20 protein-coding genes are annotated in these 20,373 nt (G+C 69.4%); 2 read left to right on the top strand and 18 right to left on the bottom strand.

Features of this window, described 5'->3' with window-relative positions; all coding sequences use genetic code 11:
- Positions 1–15: 15 nt before the first annotated feature.
- From HL658_RS01340 to HL658_RS01325, 4 genes are all read right to left on the bottom strand, one after another.
- Positions 16–1,341: a UDP-glucose dehydrogenase family protein gene (locus HL658_RS01340; protein ID WP_180280090.1), complete on the bottom strand. Its 1,326-nt coding sequence runs from the start codon at positions 1,339–1,341 to the stop codon at positions 16–18.
- Positions 1,342–1,452: 111 nt separating this feature from the next.
- Positions 1,453–2,322, bottom strand: a complete 870-nt coding sequence (gene galU / locus HL658_RS01335) for a UTP--glucose-1-phosphate uridylyltransferase GalU (protein WP_180280089.1) — start codon at positions 2,320–2,322, stop codon at positions 1,453–1,455.
- Positions 2,323–2,498: 176 nt separating this feature from the next.
- Positions 2,499–3,203, bottom strand: a complete 705-nt coding sequence (locus HL658_RS01330) for a DnaJ domain-containing protein (protein WP_180280088.1) — start codon at positions 3,201–3,203, stop codon at positions 2,499–2,501.
- A 16-nt stretch (positions 3,204–3,219) separates the two neighbouring features.
- Positions 3,220–3,948: a vWA domain-containing protein gene (locus HL658_RS01325; protein WP_180280087.1), complete on the bottom strand. Its 729-nt coding sequence runs from the start codon at positions 3,946–3,948 to the stop codon at positions 3,220–3,222.
- A 205-nt stretch (positions 3,949–4,153) separates the two neighbouring features.
- On the opposite strand from HL658_RS01325, the gene HL658_RS01320 reads away from it, so the two are divergent.
- Positions 4,154–4,837: an RluA family pseudouridine synthase gene (locus tag HL658_RS01320; protein ID WP_180280086.1), complete on the top strand. Its 684-nt coding sequence runs from the start codon at positions 4,154–4,156 to the stop codon at positions 4,835–4,837.
- Positions 4,838–4,853: 16 nt separating this feature from the next.
- Here the strand turns inward: HL658_RS01320 and HL658_RS01315 are convergent, their stop codons facing one another.
- From HL658_RS01315 to HL658_RS01250, 14 genes are all read right to left on the bottom strand, one after another.
- Positions 4,854–6,071, bottom strand: a complete 1,218-nt coding sequence (locus tag HL658_RS01315) for a glycerophosphodiester phosphodiesterase family protein (RefSeq protein WP_180280085.1) — start codon at positions 6,069–6,071, stop codon at positions 4,854–4,856.
- A 113-nt stretch (positions 6,072–6,184) separates the two neighbouring features.
- The gene (locus HL658_RS01310; RefSeq protein WP_180280084.1) at positions 6,185–6,940 is read right to left on the bottom strand and encodes a substrate-binding periplasmic protein; all 756 of its coding nucleotides are present in this window, start codon (positions 6,938–6,940) and stop codon (positions 6,185–6,187) included.
- 30 nt (positions 6,941–6,970) lie between these two features.
- Entirely contained in the window at positions 6,971–8,122 is a 1,152-nt protein-coding gene (locus HL658_RS01305; RefSeq protein ID WP_180280083.1) for a nicotinate phosphoribosyltransferase, read from the bottom strand.
- A 49-nt stretch (positions 8,123–8,171) separates the two neighbouring features.
- A complete protein-coding gene (locus tag HL658_RS01300; RefSeq protein ID WP_180280082.1) occupies positions 8,172–9,560 on the bottom strand; it encodes a class II 3-deoxy-7-phosphoheptulonate synthase in 1,389 nt (462 codons plus the stop codon).
- 162 nt (positions 9,561–9,722) lie between these two features.
- The gene (locus tag HL658_RS01295; RefSeq protein ID WP_180280081.1) at positions 9,723–10,109 is read right to left on the bottom strand and encodes a RidA family protein; all 387 of its coding nucleotides are present in this window, start codon (positions 10,107–10,109) and stop codon (positions 9,723–9,725) included.
- An 11-nt stretch (positions 10,110–10,120) separates the two neighbouring features.
- A complete protein-coding gene (locus HL658_RS01290; protein ID WP_343054999.1) occupies positions 10,121–10,987 on the bottom strand; it encodes an alpha/beta hydrolase in 867 nt (288 codons plus the stop codon).
- The gene (locus tag HL658_RS01285) at positions 10,980–11,693 is read right to left on the bottom strand and encodes an ABC transporter ATP-binding protein (RefSeq protein WP_180280079.1); all 714 of its coding nucleotides are present in this window, start codon (positions 11,691–11,693) and stop codon (positions 10,980–10,982) included. Before HL658_RS01285 ends, HL658_RS01290 begins: the two co-directional genes overlap by 8 nt.
- A complete protein-coding gene (locus HL658_RS01280; protein ID WP_180280078.1) occupies positions 11,686–12,453 on the bottom strand; it encodes an ABC transporter ATP-binding protein in 768 nt (255 codons plus the stop codon). Before HL658_RS01280 ends, HL658_RS01285 begins: the two co-directional genes overlap by 8 nt.
- Positions 12,450–13,481: a branched-chain amino acid ABC transporter permease gene (locus HL658_RS01275; protein ID WP_246337276.1), complete on the bottom strand. Its 1,032-nt coding sequence runs from the start codon at positions 13,479–13,481 to the stop codon at positions 12,450–12,452. Before HL658_RS01275 ends, HL658_RS01280 begins: the two co-directional genes overlap by 4 nt.
- Positions 13,482–13,486: 5 nt before the next feature.
- Positions 13,487–14,371 (bottom strand): branched-chain amino acid ABC transporter permease, encoded by an 885-nt coding sequence (locus HL658_RS01270; RefSeq protein ID WP_180280076.1) that lies wholly within the window; start codon positions 14,369–14,371, stop codon positions 13,487–13,489.
- A 43-nt stretch (positions 14,372–14,414) separates the two neighbouring features.
- Positions 14,415–15,347: a hypothetical protein gene (locus HL658_RS01265; protein WP_180280075.1), complete on the bottom strand. Its 933-nt coding sequence runs from the start codon at positions 15,345–15,347 to the stop codon at positions 14,415–14,417.
- 13 nt (positions 15,348–15,360) lie between these two features.
- Positions 15,361–16,314 (bottom strand): ferritin-like domain-containing protein, encoded by a 954-nt coding sequence (locus tag HL658_RS01260; RefSeq protein ID WP_180280074.1) that lies wholly within the window; start codon positions 16,312–16,314, stop codon positions 15,361–15,363.
- 85 nt (positions 16,315–16,399) lie between these two features.
- Positions 16,400–17,593 (bottom strand): ABC transporter substrate-binding protein, encoded by a 1,194-nt coding sequence (locus HL658_RS01255; RefSeq protein WP_180280073.1) that lies wholly within the window; start codon positions 17,591–17,593, stop codon positions 16,400–16,402.
- A 56-nt stretch (positions 17,594–17,649) separates the two neighbouring features.
- Positions 17,650–18,504, bottom strand: coding sequence for a GntR family transcriptional regulator (locus HL658_RS01250; RefSeq protein WP_180280072.1), 855 nt, complete (start codon positions 18,502–18,504; stop codon positions 17,650–17,652).
- Between the two features lie 340 nt (positions 18,505–18,844).
- Here HL658_RS01250 and HL658_RS01245 point away from each other — a divergent pair, with 340 nt between their 5' ends.
- The gene (locus tag HL658_RS01245) at positions 18,845–20,356 is read left to right on the top strand and encodes an extracellular solute-binding protein (RefSeq protein WP_180280071.1); all 1,512 of its coding nucleotides are present in this window, start codon (positions 18,845–18,847) and stop codon (positions 20,354–20,356) included.
- Positions 20,357–20,373: the final 17 nt, after the last annotated feature.

The raw sequence follows: 20,373 nt of genomic DNA, 5'->3' as shown, positions 1-20,373 counted from the left end.
GCGCGACGGGTTGCGTCACTCCGCATCCGCCGGCCCGGACGGCCGCCCGATGGAGCTGTAGGCGAAGCCGGCCGCCGCCATTTCATCCGGAGAGTAGACGTTGCGCAAGTCGACCATGACCGGACGCTTCATCAGCTCCTTCACGCGGGTCAGGTTGAGCGCCCGGAACTCGTTCCACTCCGTCACGATGGCGACACAGTCGGCTCCTGACAGCGCGGCGTAGGCGTCCTTCGTCCACTCCACGCCCGGCAGCAGCTTTTCCGCCTCGTGCGCGCCGGCGGGGTCGAAGGCGCGGACATGGGCACCGGCCTTCTGCAGCGCCGGCACGATGTCCAGCGACGGGGCGTCGCGCATGTCGTCGGTGTTGGGCTTGAAGGTCACGCCGAGCACGGCCACCGTCTTGCCGTCCACCACACCGCCGCAGGCGGCAATGATGCGGTCGGCCATCGCCTTCTTGCGCCGGTCGTTGATGTCCACGACCGTCTCGACGATGCGCAGCGGGCTGCCCACCTGCTGTGCCGTGCGGACCAGCGCCAGCGTGTCCTTGGGAAAGCAGGAGCCGCCGTAGCCGGGGCCGGGGTGCAGGAACTTCTTGCCGATGCGGCCGTCCAGCCCGATGCCGCGGGCGACGTCGTGCACGTCCGCCCCGACCTTCTCGCAGAGGTCGGCGATCTCGTTGATGAAGGTGATCTTGGTGGCGAGGAAGGTGTTGGCCGCGTATTTCGTCAGCTCCGCCGTCTCCAGCGAGGTCATGACGATCGGCGTCTCGATCAGGTAGAGCGGCCGGTAGAGGCGGCGCATCATTTCGCGCGCCAGCTCCGACTCGGTGCCGATCACCACCCGGTCGGGCCGCATGAAATCGGCGATGGCCGAACCCTCGCGCAGGAACTCCGGGTTGGACGCGACGTCGAAATCGGCGTCGGGGCGGACTCGGCGGATGATCCGTTCCACCTCGCGCCCGGTGCCGACCGGCACCGTCGATTTGGTGACGATGACCGTGTAGCCCTCGATGTTCTGGGCGATCTCCTCCGCCGCGCCGTAGACGTAGGACAGGTCGGCGTGGCCGTCGCCGCGGCGGGATGGCGTGCCGACCGCGATGAACACGGCGTTGGCCCCGCGCATGCCTTCCGCCAGGTCGGTGGTGAAGGACAGGCGCCCGGCGGCGACATTGCGCGTCACCAGTTCGTCGAGTCCCGGCTCGTAGATGGGAATCTCGCCCTTCCGCAGCCGTTCGATCTTGCCCGCGTCCTTATCGACGCAGCAGACCTGGACGCCGAATTCCGAGAAACAGGCGCCGGACACCAGTCCGACATAGCCCGTCCCGATCATCGCGATGCGCATGGAGCTGTCTCCTCGTCGGTCCTGCCCCGGCCGCCGGTCCCGGACGCACCGCCGCCCGCCGGGGCGTGTGGCGCGACCGGGCGGGCGGACGGGGCCGGCATGGCGTGATGGTCAGAGGTACTTGCGAAGCGCGTCGCGCACCTTGTCGCCCATGTCGGGGCGGCTCAGTGCGTGGGCGATGGTGGCCTCGATGAAGCCGATCTTGTCACCGCAGTCGTAGCGGGTGCCCTCGAACCGGAGGCCATGGAACGGCTGGTTGCCGATCAGCTTGGCCATGCCGTCGGTGAGTTGGATCTCGCCGCCGGCACCCCGCTGGCCCTTCTCCAGATGGTCGAACACCTCTGGCTGGAGGATGTAGCGGCCGATGATGGAGAGGGTGGAGGGCGCCTCCTCCGGCTTCGGCTTCTCCACGAGGCCGCGGACGGTGGCGAGGCGGCCGTCGTCCTTCTCCACGTCGAGGATGCCGTAGCGGCGGGTGTGCTCGCGCGGCACGTCAACGACGGCCACCACGTTGCCGCCGACCTCCTCGTAGGCCTCGACCATCTGCTTCAGGCAGGGCTTGTCGGCCAGGACGAAGTCGTCGGGCAGGATGATGGCGAAGGGGTCGTTGCCGATCACCGCGCGCGCACACCACACCGCATGGCCAAGACCCAGCGGCTGCTGCTGGCGGGTGTAGAAGCAGCGACCGGGGGCCAGCTCGCTGTGACGCACCTCGTCCAGGGCCGCGGTGTTGCCGCGCTCCTCCAGCGTGCGGTTCAGCTCGGTGTCGGCGTCGAAGTGATCCTCGATCGCGCGCTTGGAACGGCCGGTCACGAACACGAAGTCCTCGATCCCGGCGGCGCGCGCCTCTTCGACGGCGTGCTGCAACAGAGGGCGGTCGACCAGCGGCAGCATTTCCTTCGGAATCGCCTTGGTGGCGGGAAGGAAGCGCGTGCCGAGTCCGGCGACGGGGAACACCACCTTGCGCACGGGTTTTCGCATCGGGGTCTCTGTGTGTTTGGTGTGGCGACGAACAACGGGCACGGGGACGGTACCATAGGGACCGGAGCCCGTGACCTTCCGGCTTTCTGCCACAGCCCTCCGCGACCGCGCAACATACCCTTCCGCCGCATCGCGCGTGCGATTCCGGCGTAATGGCCGGATCGCGAAGGAATGCCCTATCCTTTCAGCAACACATCCTTCGCCTGATTGATCTTCGCGGCGAGATAGGTGGATCCGCCATGGTCGGGATGGACCTTCATCATCAGGCGGCGGTGGGCCTCCTTGACCTGGACGGGTGTGGCGCCGGACGGCACGCCGAGGATCTCGCGCGCCTCCTCCGCCGTCATCGGGCCGCCGCCGGAGTGGGTGCGGGCGTTGCCGGCGGCCTCGGCCCGTTCGCGCCAGTCGGGATGGGCGCGGTCCAGCCACGCCTCCAGCAGCGTGGCCGACTGCGGGTCGTTGCCGCGGCACTCGTCCAGCAGCGCCAGCAGGTCCGGAAAACCCAGACTTTCGAGCGACCGGCCGCGGAAGGCGCCGTGCAGCACCTCCCCGGTCATGGTGCCGGTGTCGTGGTTGAGCACCATGCGGAGGTAGAGCGTCTCGACCTGCGACGTTTGGCCGCCCGCCGGACCCATCGCCGCCCGCATCCGGTTGCGCAGGCCGCGCCACTGCGTGAACAGCGGGACAGCGAAGGCGATCAGCGCCGTGGCGATCCCCAGCCGCCCGGTGACCAGCAGCACGCCGACCACGATCACGGCGAGAACGATGCCGACCCAGCGCAGCACCTTCGCCAGCGTGCGCGGCTCCGCCGTGACGAACACCTGCACCAGCAGGTACAGGCCGACCACCAGACCGATGCCCAGCAGGAAGAGCCCCAGCATGGCCGGCGCGCCCCCGTCAGGCCCCGCCGCCCGGCCGTCCGACCTGGCTGGTCAGAAGGCGAACCGACTCGCCACGGCCGCGGCTGAAAGTCTCCAGCGCCACACGCCCGCCCGCCGCGAAGACGGCGACCGCGCTCAGCAGGTCGCGGAGCTGCTGCGCCGAAGAAGCATCGAAGGGGCAATAGGCGCCGCCGGTCAGCCGCGCGACAGTCTGGAAGGCCCGTTTGGCGATCGGGTCGGCGCCCTCGTGGAACACGAAGACGGGCACGCCCAGCAAGCCAAGCTCTCCGGCGCGGTGCGCAACGTCGTCGATGTCCTCCTCGAAACTGTCGCCGACGAAGACCAGGGCGTTCACCTTCTCCTGCCGCGTCTGCTTCTGACAGTGGGACAGCACCCGCCCGAGCTGCGTCTGCCCGGCGTGGCAGCGCACCGCCGTCATCCGGCGCAGCAATTCCGCCGAGTTGGCGACCCACGGGCTCGCTTGGCATTCCCGGAAGCCGCGGTAATAGACCAGCGAGACGTCCAGCCCGCCCAGCGCCGCCGTCTGCTCGAACATCTCGCCCTGGAGTTGGCAGGCACGGTCCCAGCTCGGCTCCCGGCTGGCGGTGGCGTCCATCGCGAACATCAGCCGGCCGCGCTTGCCGCCGGCCGGCCGCGCGCCAGGGATCGCGGCGACGCGCCGCAGGAACGCATCGACGTCCGCTTGCGAGGATTTCTGCGCCGGAAGCTGTCCGTTGTCCGCCATCGGCCCGCACCCCCTGCCGTTGCCGCCCTGAAACTGTCACATGGGAGGCGGATCCGCACCCGTCCAGTGCATCGGAGGGGGAGTTCGGAGCCGAGCCCCGTCCCTATCGCAGCCAGTGCCAAAGCATCGGCCACTGAATCCAGCCCGTCAACGTCACCGGGCGTTCATGCTTGCTCCCCAGGCATCTCCGTGGTTGGTAACGGCCATGACCCCCGACGACCTCCGCGCCCGCCTGCTCCACACCGATCCGGAGGTGTTCGTCATCGACAAGCCCGCCGGGCTGGCGGTGCACAAGGCGGGGCAGATCACCGACCATCTCGACCTTTACCTGCCTCTCCTGGTGGAGGGGGACGGGCCGCCGCCGCGGCTGGCGCACCGGTTGGACCGCGACACCGCCGGCTGCCTCGTGCTCGGGCGGACGGGCTGGGCGCTGAAGCGGCTGGGGCAGATGTTCGCCATGGGGCATGTGGCGAAAACCTACTGGGCGGTCAGCGAGGGGGTTCCCCCGAAGCCCGAGGGCACCATCGACCTGCCGCTGCTGAAGCGCGTGCAGCCGGGATCCTGGACCATCCTGCCGGACCCGGACGGGCAACCGGCCGTCACCGACTACCGTGTGCTGGGAACCGACGGGGCCGGGCGAGCGTGGCTGGAGCTGACGCCGCGCACCGGGCGCACCCACCAGCTCCGTGTGCACTGCGCCGCCATCGGCTGCCCCCTGGCGGGGGAGCCCTTCTACGGGCCGGAGCGGCGCCCGCAGGGCAGCCTGCACCTGCTGGCGCGCTCCGTGACCTTCCGGCTGTCGCTGGAACGGGCGACGGTGACCGCCACCGCCCCGCCACCACCCCACATGCGCGATGCGCTGGGTGCCTGCGGCTGGGACGGGGCGTGAACGGTGACCGCCGCGCTCACTTCAGGTTCATGCAGTTGGCGTAGAAGGTCACGGTCGCCGGCCAGTCCGAGAAGATGCCCTCGATGCCCACCTGCTGCGTCAGCACGTCCAGAAGCTCGTAGATGACCCCGTCGTTGGTCACGATGCTGTTGATCGACTTGTAGTAATAGCCGCCGCCCTTGTGCAGGGGACCCGACCGTTCGAGCGACCAGGTGATGATCTTCAGGCCGGCGGCCTTCGCCTCGCGGGCGTAGGTGGAGGGGGCGATCTTGCCGCCCTGCACCGTCACCAGCAGCGGCATGGACGGGGCGATGTAATTCACGCCCATCGCCTTCAGCTCCGCCATGGAGGGCTTGAAGGTCGCGGCGTTCATGTAGTCGAAATTCGTGTCGGTCTCGTCCCGCTCGTCGAGGAAGACCGCCTGTTTGCCGAATTCCGGCTCGGCCTTGATCCAGTAAAGGATGTCGGCGAGATTGAAGGACTGGGGAAAGACGTCCTGCGGCGGCACCCCGGCGGCCTTGTACTCGTCGATCATGGCCTGGGCGTACTGCTCCTGCGTCCAGCCCTCATAAGGCATGGCGACGGCCGGCGACTTCAGCTCCGGGGTGAACTTCAGGCCCTGCTTCCTGACCAGCGCGATGTACTCGACATGGGTCATCAGTGTGCCGCCGCCAGCGGCGTAGAGATCGGTGCGCCAGTTGGCGGTGCCCTTCATGTAGGCATCCGCCGTGGTGGCCTTGGTGTTCGCCGCGTCCATCTTGCCGGTCAGCGTCTTGAACTCGGCCAGGGTGATGTCGCTGGTGCGGCACTCGGCGGAGGCGGGCTTGTCGCCCTCGGCCGGCTGGAACGGCTTGGTGCAGTTCTTCGCGAGATCGGTCGCCAGGATGTTGGTGGTGGTGTGCAGGTCGTTCTGGGCGTGGCGGCAGACGAGCTGCTTGTCCTTGGTGAAGGCGACGTCGCATTCCTGGATGCCGGCCCCCATCCGGTACGCCGCCATGTAGGATTCCGCGGTGTGTTCCGGGAATTGCAGCGGCGCACCACGGTGCGCGATGGAGAATTGCTTGCGCTCCTGCGGCTTGTCCAGGCACGCCTCGAGCCGCGCCTTCAGCTCGGGATTGGCGATCCGGCTGATCAGGTACTGGGGCCGCACCCCGACCTCCACCGGCGCGGCGGACGCCACACCGGCGGCGAGAGCGCACGTGAACAGACAGGCGGACGCGAGTGACCGGCGCATGGAGGGCTTCCCCGTTTCGAGTGGTTCGTCCCACCTGACCAGCCGGCCGTATCAGCGCCGTGACGTTTGCTTGATCGTTCCGTGAATTCCACCCACGGCACCGCAGGGGCCGGTCAGCGGATGCCGACCTCGACCCTGTGCTCGGCCTTCAACGCCGCGACGGTCGCGGACTCCCGCTTCATCCAGTCGTTGAACGCGGCGATCAGAGCCGGGTGCTTGATGGTGGACAGGTGATAATGGCTGCTGACGTGCGGCAGCCCCGGATCGAAGACCAGCGTGCCCGGCCGCTCCAGCCCCGACCGCAGCAGATGCTGCACCACGGCGACGTTGCCATAGGCACCATCGACACGGCCGACCAGCGCCTGTTCCAAGAGGGCCGGAAAGCTGCTGTTGCCCTGTACGGTCACCGCGCCAGCGGCGATGCGGTCGAGCCAGCCCCAGGCGGTGAAGCCACGCATGACGCCCAATGTCCGCACCGCGTCCACACCTTGCCCAAGCCGCTCCGGCCGGACATTCACCCCGTCCACATAGGCGATCACCGGGTCGCTGTAGATCACCCGGCGTCCAGCCTTGCCATCGGTCGCCCAATTGGGGTTGTCGGGGTATTTCAGGTCCACCTCCCCATCGAGGAACTTGGCGTAGAGGCGGGCGACGGGAAAGGCCTGGTACACCAGCGTGTGGCCCGACGCCTTGGCGAAGGCGTCGAACAGAGCGCGCGCGAAGCCGCTGTAGCCCTGATCGCTCCAACGGTACTGCGGCAGGTAGTCGATGTTCTCGACACCGACGATGTAGGTGTCGGCCAACGTTGGCGATGCCAGCCCGATGCCGGCGATCACCGTCAGGGAACGGAAGGCTTGGCTCAGGCGCATCGGTGACTCCACCGACCGCCCCGGCGGCGGTCAGTCCTTGCGGAACAGGAACTCGCGGCCGACCTTCACCCGTTTCTCGCCATCATACTCGATGATGTCCGCGGTTGCGTAGGTCTCCGTCCAACGTTCGGGAAGGTAGCTGCCGGTCCCGATGATGTCGATGGGTGCGTTCGCCTCAGCCATCACGTGGCATTTGGCCGGGTTGAAGCCGGAAGAGACGACGATCTTCACCGCCGGGAAGCCGGCATCGTCCAGCTTCTCGCGCATGTGGTAGACGGCCGCCGCCGACACGCCGGTGCCGATCAGGTAACGGAGCTGCGTCTCGTCCCGGTAGCCGCGGATGGAATGCGGCGCGTGCCGCTCCAGCACCGCGTAGGAACCCGGCGGGTCCAGCCCTTCCACGAAGCGTCCACCAGGCGTGTCGAGCCGCACGCTGAGCTTGCCGCCGGCCGCCAGCTCGGGGAAGCGGCGGCAGACCTCCAGCCCGTCGGTGACCTCGCGGCCGAAGTAATCCACCAGCACCGTCAAGGGCAGGGTCGGGAAGGTCTCGTGGAACATCTCCGCCGCGCGCACGGTGGAGCCGGCGTAGCCGATCAGCGCGTGCGGCATGGTGCCCATGCCGCGGTGCTGGCCGAAGAAATGCGCGGTGCTGTCGGTGGCGTTACCGATGAAGCCCTTCGCCCCGACCTTGCGCTTGGCCCGCTCCGACCCCACGGCGGCGGCGTACGCCATCAGCTCCTGCATCTCGGTGCCGGCGCAGTGCCGGGCGTCCATGGCGAGGAAGGCGACCTTGGGCAGGTCGGCGCACATGGTGAAGGCGTTCCAGGCGGCCACGCAAGGCGGCCCCAGCTTGCCCAGCAGCAGCGTCTCCAGGTCCACCAGATGATAGAAGGGGCCGGTGATGTAGAGGATGGGCTCGCCGGCGCCCACCCACTTGCCCTCCGGGTAGATCAGGTCGACATCGACCTGGATGCCGCGTTCCGCCGCAACGGCGTGCAGCCAGTCGATGGCGAGGCGCGGGGCGGAGATGACCGGGCGGCGCATGAACACGGCGTAGGTGACGCGCTTGTCGCCGAACCTCCCGACCGCCTCCTTCGTGCGGTTGAAGTAGGTGTCGGTCCAGGCGGTGACGGACTCGGCGGTCGGGTGGCAAGGAGTCTGCCAGCGCGTCGTGTCGTCCATGATGGTCCTCCCGTCACGCCGTTGCCCGGCGCCGTTGTCGCCTAACGCGTCATTCCGCCGCAGCAGCCCGCCGCTCCGCCTCGCGCTGGCTGCGTGCGTGCTTCAGCTGCTCGGCCAGCAGGAAGGCCAGTTCCAGCGACTGGCTGGCGTTCAGACGCGGGTCGCAGGCGGTGTGGTAGCGCAGCGCCAGCTTGTGGTCGGTGATGGCCTGGGCGCCGCCGGTGCATTCCGTCACGTCCTGGCCGGTCAGCTCGAAATGCACGCCGCCGGCGTGCGTCCCCTCGGCGTGGTGGACTTGGAAGAAGGTGCGCGCCTCGTGCAGCACCTTCTCGAACGGCCGGGTCTTGTAGCCCGACGGTGACTTGACGGTGTTGCCGTGCATCGGGTCGCTGGACCAAACGACCTTGCGCCCCTCCCGCGTCACCTTGCGCAGCAGGGACGGGAACTTCGCCTCCACATGCTCCGCACCCATGCGGACGATCAGCGTCAGGCGGCCCGGCTCGTTGGCGGGGTTCAGGATGTCGATCAGGCGGATCAGCTCGTCCGGATCGAGCGACGGGCCGCACTTCAGCCCGATCGGGTTCTTCACGCCGCGCAGGAACTCCACATGCGCGCCGTCCGGCTGGCGGGTGCGGTCGCCGATCCACAGCATGTGGGCCGACACGTCGTACCAGTCGCCGGTGGTGCTGTCGACGCGGGTCAGCGCCTGCTCGAAGGGTAGCAGCAACGCCTCATGGCTGGTGAAGAAGTCGGTCTCGCGGATCTGCGGGGTGGTCTCCGCCGTGATGCCGCAGGCGGCCATGAAGGCCAGCGTCTCGTCGATGCGCGTGGACAGGTCGCGCATCCGCTCGCCGGCTGGCGAGCGCTCCACGAAGCCCAGCGTCCACTGGTGCACCTTGTGCAGGTCGGCGTAGCCGCCCTGGGCGAAGGCGCGCAGCAGGTTCAGCGTGGCGGCGGCCTGGGTGTAGGCCTGCATCATCCGCTCGGGATCGGGCACGCGCGCGTCGGGCGTGAAATCGAAGCCGTTGATGATGTCGCCGCGGTAGGAGGGCAGCTCCACCCCGTCGATCGTCTCGTTGTCGGCCGAGCGCGGCTTGGCGAACTGGCCGGCCATGCGGCCGACCTTGATCACCGGGATGGCGGCGCCGAAGGTCAGCACCACGGCCATCTGCAGCAGCACGCGGAAGGTGTCGCGGATGTTGTTGGGGTGGAACTCGGCGAAGCTCTCCGCGCAGTCGCCGCCCTGGAGCAGGAAGGCTCGCCCCTCGGCGGCGAGCGCCAGCTTGTCCTTCAGCCGGCGCGCCTCGCCGGCGAAGACGAGCGGCGGATAGCTGGCGAGGCGCTGCTGCACCGCCGCCACCTTCTCGGGATCCGGATAGGCCGGCAACTGCTTCACCGGCCGCTGCCTCCAGCTCTCGGGCGCCCAACGCTCCGCCATGACACGCTCTTTCCCAAATGCACGAACACTGAGAGGGTTAGCCTATACCGGGAAACCGCGTGGCTTTCCACCCATTCGATTCGGTGCGTTGCGCAACGCTGGCACGCAGGAATCATGCGCGAACAGCGGCATGATCCTCCGTTCCGTGCGTGCGGCCGGTTGTCACGCCCCGCGCGCCGCCACCGCGTCGATCTCCACCTTCCACTCCGGCCGCGCCAGGGCCGCGGCGACGATCAGGGTGGAGGCCGGCTTGTGGTTGCCGAGGTAGCGGTTGCGGACGGTGGCGAAGACCGGCAGGTCGGCGGCGCTGGTCAGGTAGACGGTGGTCTTGACGAGGTTCTCCACCCCCATGCCGGCGGCGCGCAGCACCGCCAGCAAATTCTCCCAGCACAGCCGGGCCTGCGCCTCGAACGCCTCGGGCACCGTGCCGTCGACGGCGGCCCCGACCTGGCCGGCGACGTGCAGCGTGTCGGTGCCGGCCGGCACCAGGATGGCGTGGGAATAGTGGCCCAGCGGGGCGGTGATGTCGGTCGGGGTGATGGTCTGCATTGGTGGAATCCTCACGTGCGGCCGAGCATGGACAGGATGGCGGCGAAGGTGGGGGAGGCCGGGTCGGCCAGGGCGTCGAGCACGGTGAAGTGCGTCGTTCCCGGCGCGTGGGTGATGGCGGCGGCACCGCCGCGGGCCGTCCAGGCGTCGCGGAAGTCGCGGCTCTGCTGCTTGAAGCCGTCCGTCTCGTCGCCACCGACCAGCAGGCTGAGCGGGAAGGACGGCGGCTCCGGCAGGCGGTCGAGCAGCCACAGCGGGCTGAGGCTGCGGGCGTCCTCCGCGCTCATGCGCACGTCGCGGTTGACGGTGGTGCGCAGCAAGGGCTCCAGCGCGAACAGCCCGCTGACCGGGGCGAGGCCGCGCACCACGTCAGTCGGGCCGGTCAGCGCCGCCATGGCCGCCAGATGGCCGCCGGCGGAATGGCCGGACAGCACGATGCGGCCGGGATCGGCGCCGAAGGCGGGGGCGTCCTCCACCAGCCGTGACAGCATCCCCTGCACCTGCGCGGTGATGGCGCCCAGGGTAGCCTTCGGGGCAAGGTCGTAGTTGGGCATGACCACCGTCACCCCGGCGGCGACATAGGCGGCGGCGATGAAGGAGAAGATGTCCTTGTCGAGCGTGCGCCAGTAGCCGCCATGGATGAAGACGAGGATCGGCGCCCCCTGCCCCGCCGGGAACACGTCCATCACCGCGCGCGCGCCGGGTCCGTAGGGGCGGTTCAGCAGCGCGCCGGGGCAGGCGTCGCGAAAGGCGGCGCTGCGCCGGGAATGGTCGGCGTAGACCGACAGCCGCTCCGGATGACGCAGGCGGAGGTTGAACTGCCGCTCCGTCGCCTCGTCGATCGGCAACATGTCGGCCGGTGCCGCGCCGTCAAACACCAAGATAGGCCTCCTGCACCATGGGATCGCGCTGCAAGGTTCCGCTGTCGGCCGCCAGCACGATGCGCCCCTCCGCCACCACATAGCCGCGCGCGGCGGTGCGCAGCGCCATGCGGGCGTTCTGTTCGGCCAGCAGGATGGACATGCCCCGCTCGTTCAGGCGGCGGATGGTGGCGAAGATCTCCTTCACCACCAGCGGCGCCAAGCCCATCGACGGCTCGTCCAGAAGCAGCAGCTTCGGCCGCGCCATAAGAGCCCGGGCGATGGCGAGCATCTGCTGCTCCCCGCCCGACAGGGTGCCGGCGGTCTGCAACAGCCGCTCGCGCAGGCGCGGGAACAGCGTCAGCACGAACTCCAGATCCTCGTCCACCCCGTCCTGCCTGCGCGGCCAGGAGCGGTGGAAGGCGCCGATCTCCAGATTCTCGCGCACCGTCATCGGGCCGAGCACGCGGCGGCCCTCCGGCACCAGGGCGATGCCGGCGCGCACCACGTCGTGCGCCGCGGTGCGGGCGAGGTCGCGGCCCTGGAAGCGGATGGCGCCCTGCACCGGCCGCAGCAGGCCGGACAGGCTGCGCATCAGCGTGGTCTTGCCGGCCCCGTTGGCGCCGACGAGGCACACGCATTCCCCCGGCTCCACGGTGAGGGCGAGGTCGTGCAGCACCCGCACCTCGCCGTAGCCGGCCGACAGGCCCGACACCTCAAGCATCGTCGTCCTCCCCCAGATAGGCCTGGAGCACGGCCGGGTCGCGGCGCACCGCCTCGGCGGTGCCCTCGGCGATCTTGCGGCCGTAGTTCAGCACCAGGATGCTGTCGCAGAGCCGCATGACCATGCGCATGTTGTGCTCCACCAGAAGCACGGTGACGCCCTCGGCGTTCAGCGCACGGACGGTGTCGGCGACCCGCTCCGTCTCCGCGTGCGGCACCCCGGCGATGGGTTCGTCGAGCAGCAGGAGGGAGGGCTCGGCGGCCAGCGCGCGGGCGATCTCCAGGATCTTGCATTCGCCGAAGCTCAGCGACCCGGCCTTCTCCTCCGCCCGGTGGGCGAGGCCGAGGCGGTCGAGCTGGGCGAACGCCGCGTCGCGTATCCCCTCTTCCTCGCGCCGCGCTGCCGGGGATCGGAAGATGGCGTGCAGCACGTCGCAGCGGGTGCGCGCGTGGCGCCCCACCATGACGTTCTCCAGCACCGTCAGATCCTTGAAGATCTGGAGGTTCTGGAAAGTGCGGGCGATGCCGCGCTCGACCCGCTGGTAGGGCTTCAGATGCTCGATCCGCTGCCCGTCCAGCGCGATGCTGCCGGTGCTGGGTGCGGTCACCCCGGCGATCATGTTGAACAGGGTGGTCTTGCCCGCCCCGTTGGGGCCGATCACGCCCTTGATCTCGCCCTTCGCGACGGTGAAGGACAGATCGCTCACCGCGCGCAAACCGCCGAAGCTGCGGCCGACGTCGGCCACCTCGAGGATGGTCATGACCGCCCTCCCCGCTTGAAGCGCCCGGCCAGGGCTTCCAACCCGCCGGCCACGCCACCGGGCATGAACAGCATCACCAGGATCATGCTGAGGCCGAACAGGAACAGCTCCAGATCGCCGAAGGAGCGCAGCAGCTCCGGCACCACGGTGAAGATGAGCGCGCCGAACAGCGGCCCCCAGTAGCGACCCCAGCCGCCGAGCGCCACCATGACCACCAGCATGACGGAGGTGAAGAAGCCGAAGGTCTCGGGCGAGGCGAACTGGTTGTAGTGGACGTAAAGCCCGCCGGCGAGACCGGCCATGGCCGCGGTCAGCACGAACACCACCAGCTTGTAGCGGAACACGTTCACGCCCAGCGCGTCGGCGCCGATCTCGCTGGTCGCCAGCGCCCGCAGCGCCCGGCCCACCCGCGAGCGGATCAGGTTCAGGATCGCCAGCATGACGAGGCCCGCGGCGACCCACACCACCCAGTACATGGATTCCAGCGCGAACAGCGCGTTGCCGGCAAGGCTGAAGGGGCCGACACCCAGCAACCCGTTCGGCCCGCCGGTCAGGCCCACCAGCTCGTTGAACAGCACGAAGACGATGGCGTTGAAGCCGAGCGTCGCCATGGCGAGGTAGTGGCCGCGCAGGCGCAGCGCCGGCAGCCCGATCACCACGGCCGACAAGGCCGCCACCGCCATCCCCAGCGGAATGCCGATCCACGGCTCCACCGCCAGCTTCGCCGACAGGGTGCCGCTGGTGTAGGCCCCCAGCCCGTAGAAGGCGCCGTGGCTGAGCGAGATCTGGCCGCAGAAGCCCATGATGGTGTTCAGGCTCGCGATCAGGATCAGGTTGATGCAGAACATGATCCCCAGCGACACCACGAATTCGTTGCCGGCGACGAAGGGAAAGGCGGCCAGCAGGATCCACACGGCGCCGAGCGTCGCGTGATCGCGGGTGAGGCCGCCGGCGGCGGGCTTCCGGCGCGGGCCGGCGGCCGTGGCACCGGTGGCGGGGCGGGTCATGACGTCGTCCATGTTGGCCATGTCCGTCACACCTTCTCCACCGCCGGCGTGCCCATCAGGCCGGTCGGGCGCCAGAACAGGATGACCAGCAGCACCAGGAAGGCGACCGCGTCCTTGAAGTGGGAGGAGATGTAGCCGCTGGCGAAAGCCTCCAGCAGCCCCAGCAGCAGCCCGCCCAGCAGCGAGCCGTAGAGGTTGCCCAGCCCCCCCAGCATGGCCGCGCTGAAGCCCTTGAAGCCGAGCATCGTGCCGTGGTCGTAGGAGGTGAAGGTCAGCGGCGTGATGATGGCGCCGGCCACCGCCCCGGCCATGGCGGCGATGCCGAAGGACCACAGGACGGTGGAGCGCACGCGGATGCCGGCCAGCTCGGCCGCGTCGCGGTCGGCCGCGGCGGCGCGCAGCGCCTTGCCCAGCAGGGTCTTTTCGAAGAACAGGTGGGCCAGCACCATGAAGGCGATGGTGATGGCGATGATCGACAGGGTCTGCGAATGGATGCTGGCCCCGGCCAGATGGACCGCCGTGTCGCCGGCGAAGCCCGGATAGCCGGCCGGGTTCTTGCCCAGCACCAGCATCACCGCACTCTTGGTGCAGATGGCGAGCCCGATGCTGATCAGGGTGATCAGCAGCGGCGTCGGCTTGGCGATCGGGAAGACGACAAGCCGCTCCGACGCCATGCCGACGCCCGTGACCACCAGCACCGCGAACAGGCAGGCGAGCCACACCGGCGAGGCCGTGGCCGTCACTGTGGCGGCGGCGACCATGCCGCCCATCATCACCCATTCGCCCTGGGAGAAGTTGATGGCGTCGGTGCTCTTGAAGATAACGTTGAAGCCGACGGCCACCAGCGCGTAGATGCTGCCGGTGCCGATGCCGGCGAACAGGAGCTGCAACACCGTTCCGGCGCTGTCCATCGCGGATCTCCTTGCAAGGCGGATGACGGGTGGGCGTGCGCCGCTAGAACGACCCCACCAGCGGGTGGTCGAAGCGGGGAATGTCGATCCCCAGCGTGGCGAGCTTCTCGCGCACCGAACCGGTGTAGGCGCGCAGCACGGCGGCTTCCTCGTCCGCGGTCGCGGCACCCAGCCCGGCGGCGGCGCTGATGGCATCGGCGGCGGCCTCGGCCGACGACGCGTTGGACAGCCACGCGCAGTGGAAGCCGGCCAGCTCGACCGTGCGCATGTGCTCGACCACCTCGTCGCGGATGGTCCGCCGCTCCTCCGCGCTCCAGCCCGGTGCGCGCTCCTCGGAGTAGAGCCAGCCGAAGGCGGCGTGCCGCTCCTTGTCGCCGATGCAGCGGTCGAGCAGCGCTGCGACCGCGGGGTTGGTCGCGTTGGCCCGGTGGGCGCGGAACAGCTCCAGCTCCAGCCCGTCCTCCACCGCGCAGTGCGTCACGACATAGGAATCAAGCGAGCGGGTGGCGTTCAGCGCGCGGGTGTGGAGGTTGCGGTTGAACAGCGCTTCGTAGGCGCGGGTCGCCGGCCGGGCGAAACGCCCGCCGAAGGCGCGGGCCATCCGGTCGAAACAGTCGCTGTGCCACGCCTCCTCCGTCCCGCGGACGGGCAGGAAGAATTTCGGGTCGGATTCCCGCCCGTCCTCCATGCAGAAGCGGACGAGGAGCGCCGCCGTCTCCTTCAGCCCGATGGATTCGATCCACAGCCGGCGGCTCCAGGTCAGGCGCGCCGCCTCGCGTTCCGCGACCCCGTAGGTCTCGGCCTTCAGCGTGGCCCAGGGGATGTCGCGCTCGGGCTGCCAGCGGTTGTCCTTGCCGGACTGGTAGAGGTCGCGGATGCCGTCGATGTGCGGCGCCAGCCGCAGCGGGAACCGCTTTTCGACGAAGAGCGGCGTCGGCCCGTCTATCGCGGTCGGCTCGATGGTGGCGGTCTGCATGGTCCGGTCCCGCTCAGAAATGGCCGATCTTGGGGTGATGGAAGGTCGGCAGATCGATGCCCAGCGCCTTCATGCGGTCGCGGATGCGCACCACGCTGTCCACGAAGACCGGCTTCTCCAGCTCCTCCACCGTGGAGCCCAGCCCGGCCTCCCAGGTCAGGCGGTCGGCCTCCACCTCGGCTATCGAGGCGGGATTCTCGGGGGCGAGCCAGGCGCTGTGGTAGCCGTTCAGCTCCACCTTCTCGATCATGGCGATGACCGCCTCCTCCACCACGCGGACCTGCTCCGGCGTCATGGAGGCGACCTGATGCTCCAGGAAGTACCAGCCGAATGCGCAGTGCCGCACCTCGTCGCGCATGATCAGACGGCAGATCTGCTGGGCGACCGGATCGCGCGTCACCTCGGTCAGGTGGCGGAAGACGTCGAAGGCGATCTCCTCCGCCGCGCAGACGAGTGCCGCGATGATCGCCTCCAGCGGCACCTCGGGGTCGAGGGCGGCCTTGCGCACGCCGTGGGTGGCGACGGAGCCCTGGAACAGGTCCTGCACCGGCTTTTCCAGATAGCCGCCCAGCTTCTCCGCCATGGTGAAGCAGACCTCGGCGTGGCGCGCCTCCTCCTGCGAACGGATGGTGAAGAAGAGCTGCATGTCGGACGGCCGGTCCTCCGTCACGAAACGCACCTGCAGGGCCGGGCTCTCCGAGATGGCGCCATACTCGCTCCACGCCCGCCGGCTCCAGTACTGGCGGGCGGCGAAAAGCTGCTCCTCGCTGTATTTGGACAGGTCGAGCTGGTCCCAGGCGATGTCGGTGCGCGGATCCCACTGGTTCTTGGTGGCGGCGTGGAACAGCTCGCGGATGCGGGGGATCTCGCTGTCGAAATTGACCGGAAACCGGTTCTCCGGCTGGTCGAGCAGCGTGTGGACGGCCATCATGGCCTGTTCCGGGGTCATCTGGCGGGTCAAGGGCATGGCACGGGTCCTTTGCCGGGGTGCGCGGACGGGAATGACGGAGCCGGGGGCCGGCACCGGAACGGTCCGGTGCCGGCCGTAACGCTCACTTGTAGTCGGCGAGGTTGAAGCGCCCGTCCTTCCAGTTCAGCATCACGATGTCGTCCTTGGTCAGGCCGGAGTGGCGGGCGGGCGTGAAGTTGAAGACGCCGCCGGCACCGTGCACGCCCTGGAGCGTTTCCAGCGTCTCGCGAACCTTCTTCTTGTCGCCCTTGCCGGTCTCCAGCGCCATGCGGGCGAGCTGGATGGCGTCGTAGGTCTGGGCGACATACTGGTTGGGGGCGCGGTTGTAGCGCTTCTGGAACTTCTCCATCAGCGTGGTGATGGCGGGCTTGGTGGGATCGTCGGCCGGAAGCTGGTCGCCAGCCGGGAACTTCACGCTGACCAGCAGCAGGTCCTTGGCCGCGTCGCCGGCGAGCTGCATGTAGCGCTGCGAGACGAAGCCGTAGCTGTGCACCAGCTTGCGGTCGCCGAGGCCGAGCTGCTGCGCCTGCTTCAGGAACACCACGCCGGCCGGGGTGACGGTCCAGCAGATGATCGCCTGCGCGCCGCTGTCGCGGATGCGGGTGAGCTGGGCGGTCATGTCCGTGTCGCTGGGGTTGAACGACTCGTAGACCGCCTCCAGCTTGCGCTTCGGCGCCAGCAGCTTCATCTGCTCCACCGCACTCTGGCCGAAGCCGCTGGAGTCGGCGAGGAGCGCCACCTTGGTGATGCCCGTCTTGGCGAAATAGTCGAACACGCGGTCGAGCACCGCGTCGTCGTCCACCGTGCTCTTGAAGGTCCACTGGCGCTCGGCGACCGGGGTGACGATGCCCATGGCGCCCTCGGTGCTGATGAAGGGCACGCCGGCCTGTTCGGCCATGGGCGCCATGCCCAGCGCGATGCCGCTCATGCTGCCGCCGCCGACGATGATGTCGACCTTGTCCTGGCCAAGCAGGCGGCGGGTGGCGCTCAGCGCCTTCTGGGTCTGGCTCTCCGCGTCGTAGAAGATCCACTCCACCTTGCGGCCGTTGATGCCGCCGGCGGCGTTGATCTCGTCCACCGCGATCTCCATGCCGGCCTTCATGTCCTCGCCCAGGAAGGCGGCAGGGCCGGTGACGGAGAGGATGCTGCCGATGCGGATGGGGTCCGCGGCCTGGACCGTACCGCCCCCGACTGCGAGGGCGAGGACGGCCGCCACGGCGGCCAGCGGGCCGCGGGCGGCGCGTTTGCGGAACAGCAGGTCGACGATACCGGTCATTGTTGCCTCTCCCTGTTCATGTCGGATCGTGTGGCGGGGATGATGCCCCGCGGAACTCAGCGGACCTTGGGCCGGGCGGGGGCCGGCTCGTGGCCGGCGGTGACCAGCCGAAGCTCGGACGACAGTTCGGTGATCCCGCCGGCGCCCTTGGCGACCGGGACGGTGACCACATAACGCGACTGGTCCGCGCGGTAGATGGAGTAGCCGGCCATCACCGGCCGCCCGGCCGTGTCGAGATAGACGAGGTGGCGGACCAGCACCGGGTCGCCCGGCAGGATCTGAAGGATTTCGGCAATCTCTCCGTCGGCCGAAGCCGCCTCGATCCGCATGACGCCGCGGTCCAGTTCGACGCGGGTCCGCAGCAGGTCGAGCAGCGAGCAATGCTCGACGCTGTCACGGTCGAAGGCGTCCTCGAAGTCCGTCAGGATGTAACGGTAATCGATGGAGATCGGGATGCCGCCGCTGCTGCGCAGCCGCTCCAGATGCAGCACCGGCGCGTCCTCCGCCAGACCCAGCGAGGCGGCGTAGCGCGGCGGGCACGGCGCCCGCTCGAAGCGGCGCAGGCTCAGCACCAGCGGCCGGCCGCGGTCGGCCCACTGGGTGATGAAGTCCATCTCCGGCGTGAAGCTCTCGTCCATCTTCTCGGCACCGACAAAGGTGCCGACGCCGCGCATGCGGGTCAGGTGCCCCTCGTTCACCAGCTCCTGCACCGCCTGACGGACGGTCATCCGGCTGACCTTGAAGATGCGGACCAGCTCGTCGTCGGTGTGGAAGCGCAGGTCGGAGCGGTCCCAGGCCGCGATCATCTGGATCAGCCGCCGCTTGATCTGCACGTAGAGCGGCAGGGGCGAGGACCGGTCGATGACCTCCACGGCGTCCGCGGCTGCTATGGTCGGTTGGCGCAGGGTCATGGTGTCGGACGCTCGGCCGTACAGTTGTATGGATGACTAGATAACATATCATCGCACGCCGGTTGGCAAGGGCAAAATGACCGTCCGGTGACAGAGTGGTTCGACATTTGCGATTGAGACGTATTTGCATTAGCGTCGGGATATGCCGCTCCTCTCACCGCCCTCCCCGCCGTGTCGCCGCCTCGCCGGCATCGCGTTCGCCGTTGCCTGTTTGTGGTCCGCCGGCGCGGGCGCGGAACCCGGCCATGGCTTTTCGCCGCTGGGTGCCCTGCGCTACCCGGCGCATTTTCCGCATTTCGCCTACGTGAATCCCGCGGCGCCCAAGGGCGGCGCATTGCGGATGGCCCGCATCGGCGGCTTCGACAGCACCAACACGCTTCGCTTTCCCGGCACGACGCCGGCGGAGCTTCGGACCATGGTGTACGACCGGCTCCTGATTCCGGCGGAGGACGAGCCGGCCTCCTACTACGGGCTGCTGGCGGAAACCGTGGATGTGTCCGACGATCTGCGCCGCGTCGCCTTCCGGCTGCGGCCGGAGGCGCGGTGGCACGATGGTGTGCCGGTGACCGCCCGCGACGTCGTCTTCACCTTCGACACGTTGAAGGCGCAGGGCGCGCCCTTCTACCGGCAGAGCTACCGGGCCGTCACGGCCGAGGCACCGGACGGGCGCACCGTGGTCTTCACCGCGGACGCGGCCGGCGACCGGGAGCTGGCCGGGCTGGTGGGCACCATGCCCGTCCACCCCGCCCATGTCTGGCGGGACGGCGCGGCGCAGGCGGCGACGCTCGCCCCACCGCTGGGCAGCGGCCCCTACCGCGTGGCGCGGCTCGACGCCGGGCGGACGGTGGTGCTGGAGCGGGTGGAGGATTACTGGGGCCGCGACCTGCCGGTGAACCGCGGGCGCTGGAATTTCGGCACGGTGAGTTTCGACTACTACCGCGACGACGGGGTGGCGCTCCAGGCGCTGATCGCCGACCGCATCGACCTGCGGGTCGAGGATGACGCCACCCGCTGGCTCACCGCCTACGACAGCCCGCCGCTCGCCGACGGGCGGCTCCGGAAGACGGTGCAGCGCACCGGCGGGCCGGGTGCCGTCACCGGCCTCGTCTTCAACCTGCGCCAGCCGCGTTTCCAGGACCCGCGCGTGCGGGAGGCCATCGCGCTGGCCTACGATTTCGACCGCGCCAACCAGCTTCTGTTCGGCGGGCTTTACGAGCGCGCCGACAGCCTGTTCGGCGGCCCCCGCTCCGAGCCGCCGCCCGCCGGTGACCGCCGCGGCGCTCTCCGCCGTGCGGCGGCGCTGCTGGACGAGGCGGGGTTCCCGGTGCGCGACGGCCGGCGGGTGGACGCCGCGATGGGCGCGCCCTTCACCGTCGAGGTCGCCTATCTCGACCACAGTCTGGTCCGGGTGCTCGGCCTGTTCGAGGCGGAGCTGGCGCGGTTGGGCATCGCGCTGGCCTACCCGTCGCTGGAACCGAGCGCCGCGCGGCAGCGCTTGCTCGACCACCGCTACGACATGGCGGCCTTGTCCTGGAGCCCGTCGCGCCTGCCCGGCCGCGCCGAGCGCCTGTTGTGGGGCAGCGCGCTCGCCGACCGGCCGGGCAGCTACGCGCTGGCCGGTGCCCGCGACGCCGAGCTCGATTCCGCCATCGACGCCATGCTGTCAGCCCGCAGCGAGGAGGCCGTCACCGGCGCCGCCACCGCCTTCGACCGCCTGCTGACGGCGCGCCGCTACATGGTGCCGTTCTGGCGCACGAACGCCGTCTGGATCGCACATTGGGACCGGTTCGGCCGGCCGGATTCCGACACGGCCACATCGCCGATCGAAAGCTGGTGGCGACAGCCGGAGTGACCGCGCGCGCGGCCCCA

Origin of the sequence: Azospirillum oleiclasticum, assembly GCF_013423485.1 — a bacterium.
GTDB classification, from domain to species: domain Bacteria; phylum Pseudomonadota; class Alphaproteobacteria; order Azospirillales; family Azospirillaceae; genus Azospirillum; species Azospirillum oleiclasticum.
Note: the sequence above shows the minus strand (reverse complement) of the source record. Positions and strands in the feature narration are given on the sequence as shown.

Excerpts from the sequence above, each read along its gene's own strand:
- HL658_RS01315 (WP_180280085.1), bottom strand. The coding sequence starts at position 6,071 with ATGCGCCGGTCACTCGCGTCCGCCTGTCTGTTCACGTGCGCTCTCGCC.
- HL658_RS01295 (WP_180280081.1), bottom strand. The coding sequence starts at position 10,109 with ATGCAGACCATCACCCCGACCGACATCACCGCCCCGCTGGGCCACTAT.
- HL658_RS01330 (WP_180280088.1), bottom strand. The coding sequence starts at position 3,203 with ATGCTGGGGCTCTTCCTGCTGGGCATCGGTCTGGTGGTCGGCCTGTAC.
- HL658_RS01275 (WP_246337276.1), bottom strand. The coding sequence starts at position 13,481 with ATGGCCAACATGGACGACGTCATGACCCGCCCCGCCACCGGTGCCACG.
- HL658_RS01325 (WP_180280087.1), bottom strand. The coding sequence starts at position 3,948 with ATGGCGGACAACGGACAGCTTCCGGCGCAGAAATCCTCGCAAGCGGAC.
- HL658_RS01310 (WP_180280084.1), bottom strand. The coding sequence starts at position 6,940 with ATGCGCCTGAGCCAAGCCTTCCGTTCCCTGACGGTGATCGCCGGCATC.
- HL658_RS01305 (WP_180280083.1), bottom strand. The coding sequence starts at position 8,122 with ATGGACGACACGACGCGCTGGCAGACTCCTTGCCACCCGACCGCCGAG.
- HL658_RS01280 (WP_180280078.1), bottom strand. The coding sequence starts at position 12,453 with ATGACCATCCTCGAGGTGGCCGACGTCGGCCGCAGCTTCGGCGGTTTG.
- HL658_RS01300 (WP_180280082.1), bottom strand. The coding sequence starts at position 9,560 with ATGGCGGAGCGTTGGGCGCCCGAGAGCTGGAGGCAGCGGCCGGTGAAG.
- HL658_RS01285 (WP_180280079.1), bottom strand. The coding sequence starts at position 11,693 with ATGCTTGAGGTGTCGGGCCTGTCGGCCGGCTACGGCGAGGTGCGGGTG.
- HL658_RS01250 (WP_180280072.1), bottom strand. The coding sequence starts at position 18,504 with ATGACCCTGCGCCAACCGACCATAGCAGCCGCGGACGCCGTGGAGGTC.
- HL658_RS01255 (WP_180280073.1), bottom strand. The coding sequence starts at position 17,593 with ATGACCGGTATCGTCGACCTGCTGTTCCGCAAACGCGCCGCCCGCGGC.
- HL658_RS01340 (WP_180280090.1), bottom strand. The coding sequence starts at position 1,341 with ATGCGCATCGCGATGATCGGGACGGGCTATGTCGGACTGGTGTCCGGC.
- HL658_RS01245 (WP_180280071.1), top strand. The coding sequence starts at position 18,845 with ATGGCCCGCATCGGCGGCTTCGACAGCACCAACACGCTTCGCTTTCCC.
- HL658_RS01260 (WP_180280074.1), bottom strand. The coding sequence starts at position 16,314 with ATGCCCTTGACCCGCCAGATGACCCCGGAACAGGCCATGATGGCCGTC.
- HL658_RS01265 (WP_180280075.1), bottom strand. The coding sequence starts at position 15,347 with ATGCAGACCGCCACCATCGAGCCGACCGCGATAGACGGGCCGACGCCG.
- HL658_RS01320 (WP_180280086.1), top strand. The coding sequence starts at position 4,154 with ATGACCCCCGACGACCTCCGCGCCCGCCTGCTCCACACCGATCCGGAG.
- galU (WP_180280089.1), bottom strand. The coding sequence starts at position 2,322 with ATGCGAAAACCCGTGCGCAAGGTGGTGTTCCCCGTCGCCGGACTCGGC.
- HL658_RS01270 (WP_180280076.1), bottom strand. The coding sequence starts at position 14,371 with ATGGACAGCGCCGGAACGGTGTTGCAGCTCCTGTTCGCCGGCATCGGC.